We start from the raw sequence: 12,527 nt of genomic DNA, 5'->3' as shown, positions 1-12,527 counted from the left end.
TTATTTAAGTAATGCTCGCCACTGTGTGGGAGACATACCATTAACTCGACGAAAAGCGGCAGAAAATTTACTTGGATTTGAATAACCTACAAGAATCGCAATATCGGTAATCGTATGCCCTTTATTTAACAGGTTTTTGGCAACTTCCATTCGTCGCATTGTGAGATATTCAAAAGGGGCATATCCTGTTGCCGCTCGGAAAGCACGAGTAAAAGAACGAATGTCGATACCGACTTCATTAGCAACAGCTGAGACTTTAAGATTCGAATCTAATTTACTTTCTATATAATCAAATGATTGATTTAACATACTCGTTGAAAGCGATTTTACGGTACGAGATTGTTCATGGGCAGCTTTACGGTAGTTTGATAATTGATTAATAATAACCATCAATCCATGTTCGAAAAAAGCACTGGTTAAGCCGTTTGTTTCTGCATCCTTCCAAATTGCAGTCATAGTGGCTGTTAATAATGGATCTCTGTGTAAGTTTGAAGCAGCCGGAAGTAAATCCTCAATAATAATTTTTTCACCAATCAGGTTTTCAAATAAAGTTGTATTTATAGCTATACCTAACATGGATATTTTAGAAAAAAAACCTTCAGCTTTTGAATTTGGTAACGCTATTAAAACATCGCCAGGTTTAATAATACCTTCAATATTTGCTTGGTCGGAAAATCTAGCCATTTTTCCTGAACCTGCAGTACATAAGTTAAGCATTAAGCGAGAAGAGGGATCAAAACTTTTTTCAAATGCGTCAAAATTAGCATGGGCAAGCTGTAACAAACCATTGGGGGCACTAAGTGATAAAGGTGCTTTGGCACCAGTTTTATTTAAGCGTTGGTTAAAATCCTCATGTTCTTGCTGCCAACTTTTATTAATTATCATTTATTTCCCGAAAATACCGTAAATGGAGTATTCGCCCTTATATGGAGTTGCGCAGTAAAAAACACCAAATTACAATAAATAAGAATTATTCGCAATTAAAAATTATAGTTAACCTTTATCAACACTAGTTATGTTGAGCTCAGGTTAATTATTTACATTAGTTATATAGAAGGTCATATGAAGTCATTAGGGTGTTTAAAAATTTTTGGTGTTGTCATTACTATGAGTTGTTTTGCTGTGGATGCAAAAGAAAATAAAGAACAACTTAATACTCAACAAATAGAAACAATAGTTGTTACAGGTGAGTTAATTGAACGCCCCATTTATAAGGTAGCCAATAGTGCAGATATATTAGATCAAGAAACACTTAACAATCGTGCTGGTTTAGAGACTCTTCGAGATGTTTTAGATGCATCTGTTAATGTTTCAGTTGTAACAGGTACAGGTAAAGCGCCAACTGTTCGCGGTATTGATGGTACAGGTGCTTCAGAAAATGCTAATGCATTTTTTGCGGGTAGTCGTTCTCGTTTAAATTGGCAATTTGACAATCGCCCAGCCAGTTACAGTGAAATTGTATTCGGTGACATTGGTATATTCGATCTGGAACGTATTGAAGTACTTAAAGGTGCGCAAAGTACATTAGTTGGTCGAAATGCTATAGCAGGTACGGTTATTGTAAAAACTAATGACCCTAGCTTCGATAATGAGGTTACTTTTCAAGTAGCGGGAGGTAATTATGATCAGCGTCGAACTTCTGCCATGGTTAATGTCCCTATTATTGATGATCAGGTTGCCGTTCGCTTATCGGGAGACTTATATAAAAAAGAGTCTGCGGTAAATTACACTCCATATGAAGGTGTTAGTAACCCTGGTGAATCAGAGGCCCTTTCGTTACGTGGTAAAGTGCTATTTACGCCTGATTTTGCACCAAAAAGTAAATTACTTTTAACCGTATCCCACACAGACTACACTAGCCCGAATAGTGAAATTATAGTTAAGCCGTTTGAAGAACGTGAATCTAACTTCCCAAATCAACCTGTACATAACCCAAAGACAACAGCCGTATCTGCGGACTTTGATACCCAACTTTCAGAAGCGTTACACTTCACGTTAAGTACCTCTACCACAGAACTTGCATTTAAACGCCATGCTGTTCCTGGTTCGAGCAATGCAACGATTAATTCTCGAGATATAATTGTTGAACCTCGATTACATTACACCCAAGAATCAGGTTTTTCTATAGTGGGTGGTTTACACTTTTTTAAAGCCGATCAGGATGAAACTATTGAGTACTGGGGTGGACAGGCATTTAAAGATAAATCCGATACTATTGCTGCTTATACTGAAGGTTTAATACCACTTAGTGATACTTTAGATTTATCGTTTGGTTTACGCTATGAAAAAGATCATCATCAACGTCATGGTGGCGATGAAACTGGCACGCTAGTTCAAATTTCAAGCGATGAAACTTATACCGCATTATTACCTAAGTTAGGAATAAATTGGCAACAAACTGAAGAAAACAGTTGGGGAGCTCAAATATCTCGAGGTTACAATGCTGGTGGTGGTGGAATAACTTTTACCTTTCCAATTGTCAATTATGAGTATGATGCTGAGTATGTTTGGACTACCGAGCTTTATGGGCGTCAAGACTTACTAGATGGAAGGCTTTTCTTCACACAAAATATCTTTTATTCAGACTATCAAGATATGCAATTACCTTTTGATCTTACCCCTAATGATGCAAGAGACGAAGCCTTTGTTGTGCGAAATGCTGACCGTGTTAATACCAGTGGTGTAGAACTAGGAGCTACTTTTTCAATAACGCCCAACCTTGATGGCTTTATGAATATTGGCTTGTTAAATACGAAGGTAACTAAATACCCTAATTCAGGTGTTGAGGGAAATGAATTATTAACCGCTCCTAATTTTACTTCAAATATGGGCTTGTCTTGGACAAAAAATAATTGGTCAACAAGTTTTGTTGCTCGTTACACCAGCGGTTACTTTACTGATGTTAATAATCGTCCTAATGGAAAAACCAACAGTTATGTGATTGCTGATGCAAAAATATCTTATACCTTTAAAGATTTACGTGTTTTCGGAACGATTAAAAACATAGGTGATATAGATGATGCTGTTGCAAGGTACCCTGGTGTAGCTCCTAGTGATAGTAATCAACCCGATAGTGATTTTGATAGCGCAGTATTAGTACAACCAAGATCATTTTTAGTTGGTGTAGAGGTTAGTTTTTAATGCTTATGCCTTCTAGAAAGTTACTAACTTTACTGCATGGGTGGTTAGGAAGTTTTTCAGCTTTGTTTATCATCTTAGTTGCCGGTTCTGGCGTAATGCTCGCTTTTGTAGGTGAATTATTTCTTGTCCAGTATGGTGATACTTTAAAGGCAACACCTTCAAATAAGCCAATAGCGAGTATTTCGACATTAATTGAATCAGCAAAACAAGGGTACCAAGAAGATTTTCAAACCGTTGGGGTATTAATGCCTCATAGTCGTATTGAAGAAATAGAGACTGCTATGGTATTTGTTATGCCTTTAGAGAAAGATGCCGAAGCAGGTATTAGGATGATAAGTATTGATCCATGGAAAGTATCTTATAAGGGGGACTTCCCTTTAAGTGGAGCTTTTGCTCATGAATTGATCGATTTTCATTTTTCTTTTTTACTTGGTAATTATGGAACTGTTTTTGTTTGTATTCTCTCTATTTTATTAATATTTTTTGCGGCGACAGGGCTATATTTGTGGTGGCCTAAAAACAATAAAGTTTGGCGAAAAGCAAGTACCGTAAATTTTCGTGGTTCCTTAAAAAGTATTTGTTTTTCGTTACATTCTTGGCTTGGAGTTTGGAGCGCATTACTGATTATCTACTTCAGTTTGACAGGTTTAGCATTAGCTAAACCTGAGTGGTTTAGTCCTTTATTATCACCGCCTACATTCTCGCCTCCTAAAAGCGCAGGTTTTGATAAAACCTGCGCGGGAAAAGTTACCCCGAATGATGCTGAGCTGGCAGGAAGTTTAGCTTTTCCTGAAAGAGAATTAGCAACATTTTTTATGCCAAATACTGAAAATGGGCCTTACATGTTAACGTATAAAGCTAAGGGAGATAATAATAAACGAGATGGTGATGGACGTATTTATATTCATGCAACTTGTAAAGATTTAGTTCATATAGCTAGAGCCGATTTGTCAAAATTTTCAGTTAAAATTACTGACATGCTTTTATCATTACATGGCGGATATACTTTTGGTAAAGTTTTGGGGGTGATCATGGTGGTTTTTGCAGGGGTAAGCTTATTAATTATGACAGGTACAGGTTTAGTTACATTTTTTACGCGTACGCTGCGAAAACGAAAGAGTTAACCTGATAAATAAACCCTGTAACAAATTTTGTTACAGGGTCGACAATTAATAACTGATATGCAATAAGTCATGTGGTAGTAAATACCAAGATCGTAACGAGTCTTTTGGGAACATCAAGATAAGGTGTTACTTACTTGGGGAGTGAAGTCGCTTTTATTACTGCTCATTAGTTCTTGTTGCTAACTGATCAATGACTTTAAGTAAATCATTCCCAATAATATCTGGCTTTTCAGCTAACGGATAAGGTGCTTTTCCCGAGCGCATGATAAACGCCGTTTGCCATCCAGCGCGATCAGCACCGGCAATATCCCAAGCATGTGCGGCAACCAACATAGCTTCTTCGGGTTCAATCTTCATAGTTTGCTGTGCCCATTGATACACTCTTAAATCTGGCTTAAAGATCTGTAACGTTTGAACTGTTAACGAGCCATCAAAATACTGTGCTAAATTGGCATTTTTTAATTGTGCAGCAATGCCCGCATCCGATGAGTTAGTTAATGTGATTAAGGTATAACCCATTGCTTTAAGGCGCTTTAAACCTTCTACTACTTCTTTATGTGGAGCTAAATCTCTAAACGGAGTGAGTACTGCCTTACGTGCTTGTTCAGAACTTAAAGGGATGTTCTTTTGCTCTGCAATCATTTCGAGTGAAGCAATACCAATTTCACCAAAACTATTATATTGACCAGTAACATTACCTACTAACGAGTAATGCAGCATGGTAGTAAACCAATAAGGTACCAATTCATCTCGCCCACCTAAGGCTTTTGACACCGACTTTGCCACATTACCAAGATCGAGTAAGGTTTCGTTTACATCAAAAAAGATAATTTTAGGCTTTACCGTCATTTTCTGTATATTGGTTTGGGATTGAACTTCACTTGTCATACTACTTTTTATCTCTGCTGCGTTAGCAACTCCTTGAAAAAAGCTGCAGGTAATAACTAAGCTAAGCAAAAATTTGTTGTAATAGGTTTTCATAAATAGACCTTTAAAGTAAGTGGATTAGGGTTGTTTGAGACTTTTAGTTACCGTTATTAATGTTTACTCTATTTAACCTAAACTTGGTTCAAGGTGTTTTTAACCTATTAAAATACTAAATAATTTTATTTTATCTAATTCTCTAGCTTGATAGCTTTTCTACTTTCAAGGCAAATTTCGCGTCAATAGCGGGTCTATTGCAAGTAAGTTTAGCGATGAAGATAGAGAAAATAACAGCTAGAAAAGGATTCATTAAACCGAGCTCAGGCTATTTAGTTTAAAGGTAAAAGGAATAGAGTAAATACTTAACTAAAAAGCTAGTGGATAAATTTGTAACGACTTATTTTTTCGTTACTTTATAAATGGAACGGATGTGTCTCGCCTAACTTTCATTATTTTTTAATTGATAGGTATTATTTATGACGCTGTTACCGTATATAAAGAAAGATTCTTGTTTAATACAAGTTGTCAAAGTTCGGAATTCCCTGCTCCCAAACCGGTGTGTCTTTCCCTATATAATCCCGTACAGCATCAAAAAATAAGCGGGTTCTGATAGGAATATCTCGATGTGGGTAAATGGCATAAACTGCACCAAATTCTATTAGTTTTACATGCGTTAATAAAGGTACTAAACGACCATCTAATACCTCCTTATCAAGTACAAAAGAAGGGGCAACCACAAAAGCAGTGTCCGACAGAGCTTTTAGCAATAATACGTCGGCGTCATTAGCCCGATACACACTATTTAACTTTTGCTCTTGTAGCTCGCCATTTTCATCGTAATAATTGATACCTTCTACTCTAAACGAGTTACTGGCATAACTTGCTGCCGGTAAGTCAGCTAAATCTTCAATGGTTTTAGGCATTCCGTAGTTTTCAATAAAGGCTGGTGTTGCCAATATCAACAAACGATTACGAGCAATATTACGCGCTATTAATGACGAATCTTTAGGCTCACCAACCCTAAACGCCAAATCAAAACCTTCTGAAACCAAATCAACTAAGCGATCATTTAGGTTTAATTCAACTTCAACTTGCGGAAAGCGCTTTTGAAAATCGTTAATTACTGGCTGTAAGTAACGTCGACCAAACAAACCGCTTGAGGTGATCTTCAGTAAACCTTGCGGCTCCAGATGGTAGTTTTCGGCAATACGTACCGTTTCACCAATTAAATGACGTAACTCTGCAGCTTTTTTTACCATTTCAGCGCCAGCAGCGGTGAGTGAAAAAGATCGTGTTGTTCTATTAAGTAATCTAACACCTAGATCGTCTTCTAAACGACTAATTTGTTTTGAGATAACAGAGCGATCAATATTGCGAATTTCTGCTGCTTTTATAAAAGAGCCTTGTTCAACCACTTCTAGCAACATCAATAATCGACTTGTTGTATCCACTTTTAGCACCCAATTATTACAGTATAAAACCCATTGGTGCCATATTGGCACTAATCAAATGCAAAAACCATCCTTTTTATCACATTGATAGTTACATAAAATTACAAACATATTCTAAAAAGGGGTTTAATAACATGAACAAACATCTAACTGCAGTAGCAATTGCTATTGTCACTTTAACATTAGCCAGTTGCTCAGAAGAGTCTACGGCTGCAAAACAAGAAAGACCATTACAAACTATTGATGTTGCAAGTGTGATTGTTAAGCCCGTGCAAAGCTGGCACACCTACACCACCCGCCTTGAAGCACCGGAGCAAGTTTCATTAAAACCTCGTGTATCTGGTGTTGTTGACAGCATTGCTTTTAATGAAGGTGAACGTGTAAAAGCTGGTGATTTATTGTTTAAGTTAGACGACCGTCCATTTGCTGCCATAGTATCAAGTCTACAGGCGCAAATCGATAGTGCTCAAGCCGCATTAGAACAAGCTAAAAGTGAAGAAGAGCGTGCTATACGCTTAACCGAGCGTAAAGCGATGTCAACCGAGCAAGCCGAATCTCGTACTTCAACATTGCGTCAACGACAAGCACAACTTGCTGCACTACAAGCACAACTTACCGCTGCAAAACTTGATTTAGAATTTAGCTCAATTAGTGCGCCTATCGACGGTATTATTTCTCGAGCCAATATTACCAAAGGTAATAACGTCATTGCCGGACAAAGTATCCTAACGACCATTGTTTCTGATAAAGCTATGTACGCCTATTTTGATGTAGACGAACGTACATGGAACACTTCGTTTTCTGATGTTACAGCAACGGATAATCAACAAGTAATCATGCAGAAATTAGGACAAAAAGGTGGCCAAAACGATTTCCCTTATGAAGGCTACATTGACTTTATTGATAACCAAATTGATGCAGCAACAGGTACATTGCGTGTTAGAGCTGTCTTTGCTGAAGAGCATTTGCGAGCAGGCTCATTCGCACGTATTAAATTAGCGGCGAACGGCGCAACAGAAAAAATTATTGTACCTGATCGTGCAATTGGTACTGATTTGAAAAATCGTTTTGTATTAACCGTTGATGAAAACAATGTGTTGCAATATAAAGCAGTACAAGTAGGCGAGCTTTACGGTACGTATAGAGCAATTGAGTCAGGCTTAAGCGCAGACGATGTAATTGCAGTAAACGGCCCTGCCCGTGTAGGTCCTGGTATGCCAATAGCACCAAACAATATTACTCTCGACATTGATGGTGTTGCTTTTACCTTAGCTCCAGTAACTAGTCTTACCGCAAAAGCTAATGCGCAATTAGCGACAAAAGAGTAATAACGCACAATGAAATTTTCTCACTTTTTTATCCAAAGACCCATTTTTGCTGCGGTTTTATCGGTATTAATTTTAATCGCGGGTAGTATTTCGCTATTTCAATTACCGATAAGTGAATACCCAAGCATAGTACCACCAACCGTTGTTGTTACGGCAAACTACCCAGGTGCTAACCCGTCGGTTATTGCCTCAACGGTAGCAACACCACTTGAACAAGAAATTAACGGTATTGAGAACATGTTATATATGTCTTCTCAAGCAACGGGTGATGGTCGCATGAGCTTAACGGTTACTTTTGCCCTTGGAACTGATCTCGACCGAGCCCAAGTTCAAGTACAAAATAGCGTTAACAGTGCTTTATCGCGCTTACCTGAAGAAGTACAACGACTAGGGGTTATAGCTGAGAAATCATCACCAGATTTAACCATGGTTGTGCATTTATTCTCACCTGAAAAAACTCACGATACCGCTTATTTATCTAACTATGCAGATCTGTACATTAAAGACCAAATTGCTCGCTTAGCTGGTGTTGGTGATGTTCGATTATTTGGTGGTGGTCAATTTTCAATGCGTGTGTGGTTAAATCCAGATGCATTAGCTTCTCGTCAAATTACCGCAACCGACGTAGTTACAGCATTACGCTCACAAAACCAACAAGTTGCAGCGGGTAGTTTAGGCAGTCAACCTGCTGCTAACGATAATCAATTTCAAATATTATTAAACGTAAAAGGTCGTCTTGATAACGTTGAAGAATTTGAACAAGTGATTATTAAAGTAGGTGATGAAGGTCAAATTACGCGCTTAAAAGATGTAGCTCGTATTGAATTAGGCCAAGACTCTTACTCATTACGCGCTATGTTAGACAGCCAACCTGCTCTTGCGATTCCGGTATTCCAACGTCCAGGCTCAAATGCCCTTGAACTGTCAAACGATGTACGTGAAACCATGGCGCGTTTATCAGAAAAATTCCCTGAGGGTGTTGAGTACGACATTGTTTATGATCCTACTGTTTTTGTTCAAGACTCAATTGATGCGGTAATTACTACCTTACTTGAAGCCATTGTTTTGGTTGTTATCGTTGTTATTTTATTCTTACAAACATGGCGCGCTTCTATTATTCCGTTAATTGCCGTACCTGTTTCATTAATTGGTACTTTTGCTGTTATGCATTGGTTAGGCGTATCGATTAATACGTTATCACTGTTTGGTTTGGTACTCGCCATCGGGATTGTGGTTGATGACGCCATCGTTGTTGTTGAAAACGTTGAACGTAATATCGAAACAGGTTTATCACCATTAGAAGCCACCAAAGTAGCAATGAATGAAGTTACCGGTCCTATTATTGCGATTGCCCTGGTATTGTGTGCGGTATTTATACCTACGGCATTTATTAGCGGGGTTTCAGGACAATTTTATAAACAGTTTGCGTTAACTATTACTATCTCAACCGTTATTTCAGCGTTTAACTCGTTAACGTTATCACCAGCTTTGTCAGCAATATTATTAAAGTCTCACGACAGTAAACCTGATCGTTTAACTCGTATTCTCAATAAACTTTTTGGTGCTTGGTTATTTGACCCCTTCAACCGTCTTTTTGACCGTGGTAGTGAAAAATATCAAAAAATTGTTAAAAAATTAATGCGTTTGAGTGTTATTGCCGTTGCGGGTTACATACTGTTATTAGGCGGTACTGTACAATTGTTTAATACCGTACCGGGCGGCTTTATTCCTGCACAAGATAAACAATACTTGGTTGGTATTGCTCAATTACCTGATGCGGCAAGTCTTGATCGTACTCAAGCAGTAGTACAAGAAATGGAAGCTATTGCCTTGCAGGTGCCTGGCGTTGCTAATACAGCATCATTCCCAGGGTTATCTATTAATGGTTTTGCTAATAGCTCAAACAGTGCCGTAGTATTTTTACCATTAAAGTCTTTTGACGAGCGCTCTGATCCTAGTCAATCAGCAGGTGCAATTGCCGGACAATTAAACCAACGCTTTTCGGCGATTGATCAAGCTTTTGTAGCGGTATTTCCACCACCACCTATTCGTGGTTTAGGTACAACAGGTGGCTTTAAGTTACAAATTGAAGACCGTGGTAACAAAGGCTATGAAGTGTTATTTGAAAGCTTACAAGCGGTGTTAGCAGAGTCGAGAAAAGATCCGGCGCTAATGGGCATGTATTCAAGCTTTAGAGTTCAAGTGCCACAAATGGACATTGATATTGACCGTGAACAGGCACTCATTCAAGGCATTCCATTAAACGAAGTATTTGACGCCTTACAAATTTATTTAGGCTCGGTATATATCAACGACTTCAATATGTTTGGCCGTACTTACCAAGTAAAAGCACAAGCAGAAGCTGAATTTCGTCAACAACCTGAGCAAATTCTTAATTTGAAAGTACGTAACCACCAAGGAGATATGGTGCCATTAGGTTCAATATTAACGGTAACCCCGATAATAGGACCTGACCGTGTTATGCATTACAACGGGTATCCAAGCGCAGAGGTAAGTGGTAGTCCTGCTCCTGGTTTTAGTTCCGACCAAGCACAAAAAGCTATTGAGAAAATTTTAGCCGATACCTTACCGCAAGATATTGCTTATGAGTGGACAGAAGTCACCTATCAGCAAATGTTAGCGGGTAATACCATGGTTTACGTATTCCCATTAGTAGTGTTATTAGTATTTATGGTACTAGCTGCGCAATATGAAAGTTTACGTTTACCGTTAGCGATTATATTAATTGTACCTATGACTATTTTCTCAGCATTATTGGGTGTGTGGTTAGTGGGCTCAGACAACAACATTTTCACGCAAATTGCGTTAATTGTATTGGTTGCTTTGGCCTCAAAAAATGCCATTTTAATGGTAGAGTTTGCTAAAGATCAACATGAACAAGGCTTATCTCATTTTGACGCCATTATTGAATCATGTCGCTTACGTTTACGCCCAATATTGATGACTTCTATTGCCTTTACCGCTGGCGTTATTCCTCTTGTGTTAGCAACAGGTGCTGGTGCTGAAATGCGTCATGCTATGGGTAATGCGGTATTTGCAGGGATGATTGGGGTAACAGTATTTGGTTTATTATTTACACCATTATTTTATATTTTATTAACCGCACCTAAGCAAAGAAAAGGTGAGGAAAAAGCATGAACAGATCATTAAATAAATTCACGGCAACTGCGCTATTAATTAGCACTGTATTGTCAGGCTGTGCTAGTCAAATAAACGCACCTGAGCATTTACAATCAGTAGAGTCTTTTGTCGCAGAAACTAACATCGCTGACCAATTAAAAGGTCAAGACGAAGTAAACTGGTGGCAACAACTGCAATCAACACAACTTAATCAATTAGTTGACGATGCCTTAGCAAATAACTACGACTTAAAAACAAGCCAACTACAGTTAAAAAGTGCGTTGGCATTATTAGGCGCAGAAGAAGCAGAGTATTTTCCGCAAGGTGGTGCTTATGTTAACGGCCAAAGTACAGGTATTGGCGATACAATTACTCGTCAATCAAGTGCAAATCTTGCATTAAGTTGGCAGTTAGATTTATTTGGTCGTATTAATGCGTTAGTTGATGCAGCAGACGCCTCAGCGATGAGTCAAGGTGAGCAGTTAAGAGCATTACAAGTTGAAGTAGTTTCATCTGTGGTAACTGGCTATATAAGCTACCAAGGTAATAAACAGAAACTCGATATTTTAAATCAACAAATTATTGCCCTAGAGCAAAGTATTGATGTGCTTGAAGCTCGCGTACAAGAAGGTATTGCTAATGAACTTGACCTAAACCGTACTCGCGCCCAGCTTGCTCAACAACAAGCCTTATTACCGGAAGCAAGTTATGCCCAATATCGCGACTTATCAACCCTTGCGGTATTAACGGGTCGCTTAACTGGTGACTTAAACTTAGTTGATGAACAAAGCATTTTCACAACCGACTTTACTGTTACTTTAGCCGAGCCAAATAAATCAATAGCCTTGCGTCCTGATATTAGCCAAGCTTTATATAACTTTAGCCAAGCTAGTTCATTAAGTGTGGCAGCAAGTAGAGCTTTATATCCTGAAGTGAGTTTAGATGCTTTTATTGGCGTATTAAGTTTAGGTAATACCCAGCTTAGCGACACAGAAAAAAACTGGCAAATAGCGCCACAAATAGAATGGTCGTTATTAAGTTACCCTGCGTTATTAGCACAACGCGACTCACAAGAATATTTAAGTGAAGCAGCATACAATCAGTATCAAAATGTGGTTTTAAAAGCAGTTAATGACAGTGAACTATCCTTACGTTTATTATCTAAAAGCATGGAACAAAAAAAATATGCCGATAGACGTTTTAATTTTGCTAACAAAGCTTTTATTCAAGCAAACTCTATGTACCAAGAAGGTCAAATTCCCTACTTAGAGTTGTTAGATGCAAGACAAGATGTTTTAATAGCGCAAGAAAATACTGTTAACGCACAAATTATTTCATCTATCGCTAAAGTAAATGCTTACCAAGCATTTAACGGCAGATGGAGTTTCGGTTTAACAAGTTTATAATATTTGATATTT

Annotated in this window: 8 protein-coding genes; 5 read left to right on the top strand and 3 right to left on the bottom strand. The window is 38.1% G+C overall.

Annotated features, from left to right (window positions below; genetic code table 11):
* Nucleotides 1-885 (bottom strand): AraC family transcriptional regulator, encoded by an 885-nt coding sequence (locus tag KO502_RS04040; protein ID WP_216021278.1) that lies wholly within the window; start codon nt 883-885, stop codon nt 1-3.
* 177 nt (nt 886-1,062) lie between these two features.
* Between KO502_RS04040 and KO502_RS04035 the strand changes: the two genes are divergently transcribed.
* Nucleotides 1,063-3,141, top strand: a complete 2,079-nt coding sequence (locus KO502_RS04035) for a TonB-dependent receptor (protein ID WP_216021277.1) — start codon at nt 1,063-1,065, stop codon at nt 3,139-3,141.
* Nucleotides 3,141-4,265, top strand: a complete 1,125-nt coding sequence (locus KO502_RS04030) for a PepSY-associated TM helix domain-containing protein (protein ID WP_216021276.1) — start codon at nt 3,141-3,143, stop codon at nt 4,263-4,265. The genes KO502_RS04035 and KO502_RS04030 overlap by 1 nt, the downstream gene beginning before the upstream one ends.
* Before the next feature lie 156 nt (nt 4,266-4,421).
* Here the strand turns inward: KO502_RS04030 and KO502_RS04025 are convergent, their stop codons facing one another.
* Nucleotides 4,422-5,246, bottom strand: a complete 825-nt coding sequence (locus tag KO502_RS04025; RefSeq protein WP_252730495.1) for a haloacid dehalogenase type II — start codon at nt 5,244-5,246, stop codon at nt 4,422-4,424.
* Between the two features lie 455 nt (nt 5,247-5,701).
* Nucleotides 5,702-6,640: a LysR family transcriptional regulator gene (locus KO502_RS04020; protein ID WP_216021275.1), complete on the bottom strand. Its 939-nt coding sequence runs from the start codon at nt 6,638-6,640 to the stop codon at nt 5,702-5,704.
* Between the two features lie 134 nt (nt 6,641-6,774).
* On the opposite strand from KO502_RS04020, the gene KO502_RS04015 reads away from it, so the two are divergent.
* Genes KO502_RS04015 through KO502_RS04005 form a run of 3 tightly spaced genes read left to right on the top strand, consistent with a single transcriptional unit; the run spans nt 6,775 to nt 12,515 of the window.
* Nucleotides 6,775-7,968, top strand: coding sequence for an efflux RND transporter periplasmic adaptor subunit (locus KO502_RS04015; RefSeq protein WP_216021274.1), 1,194 nt, complete (start codon nt 6,775-6,777; stop codon nt 7,966-7,968).
* A gap of 9 nt (nt 7,969-7,977) precedes the next feature.
* Nucleotides 7,978-11,127: a multidrug efflux RND transporter permease subunit gene (locus tag KO502_RS04010; protein WP_216021273.1), complete on the top strand. Its 3,150-nt coding sequence runs from the start codon at nt 7,978-7,980 to the stop codon at nt 11,125-11,127.
* Nucleotides 11,124-12,515: a TolC family protein gene (locus KO502_RS04005; RefSeq protein ID WP_216021272.1), complete on the top strand. Its 1,392-nt coding sequence runs from the start codon at nt 11,124-11,126 to the stop codon at nt 12,513-12,515. Before KO502_RS04010 ends, KO502_RS04005 begins: the two co-directional genes overlap by 4 nt.
* Nucleotides 12,516-12,527 lie beyond the last annotated feature (12 nt).

This window comes from Colwellia sp. E2M01 (genome assembly GCF_018860585.1).
In the GTDB taxonomy this organism is placed as follows: domain Bacteria; phylum Pseudomonadota; class Gammaproteobacteria; order Enterobacterales; family Alteromonadaceae; genus Colwellia.
The sequence above is the reverse complement of the archived record's forward strand: the minus strand, read 5'-3'. Positions and strand labels throughout refer to the sequence as shown.

Bases quoted from the DNA above. Each gene is read 5' to 3' on its own strand.
- KO502_RS04010 (WP_216021273.1), top strand. From the start codon at position 7,978: ATGAAATTTTCTCACTTTTTTATCCAAAGACCCATTTTTGCTGCGGTT.
- KO502_RS04035 (WP_216021277.1), top strand. From the start codon at position 1,063: ATGAAGTCATTAGGGTGTTTAAAAATTTTTGGTGTTGTCATTACTATG.
- KO502_RS04005 (WP_216021272.1), top strand. From the start codon at position 11,124: ATGAACAGATCATTAAATAAATTCACGGCAACTGCGCTATTAATTAGC.
- KO502_RS04015 (WP_216021274.1), top strand. From the start codon at position 6,775: ATGAACAAACATCTAACTGCAGTAGCAATTGCTATTGTCACTTTAACA.
- KO502_RS04040 (WP_216021278.1), bottom strand. From the start codon at position 885: ATGATAATTAATAAAAGTTGGCAGCAAGAACATGAGGATTTTAACCAA.
- KO502_RS04025 (WP_252730495.1), bottom strand. From the start codon at position 5,246: ATGAAAACCTATTACAACAAATTTTTGCTTAGCTTAGTTATTACCTGC.
- KO502_RS04030 (WP_216021276.1), top strand. From the start codon at position 3,141: ATGCTTATGCCTTCTAGAAAGTTACTAACTTTACTGCATGGGTGGTTA.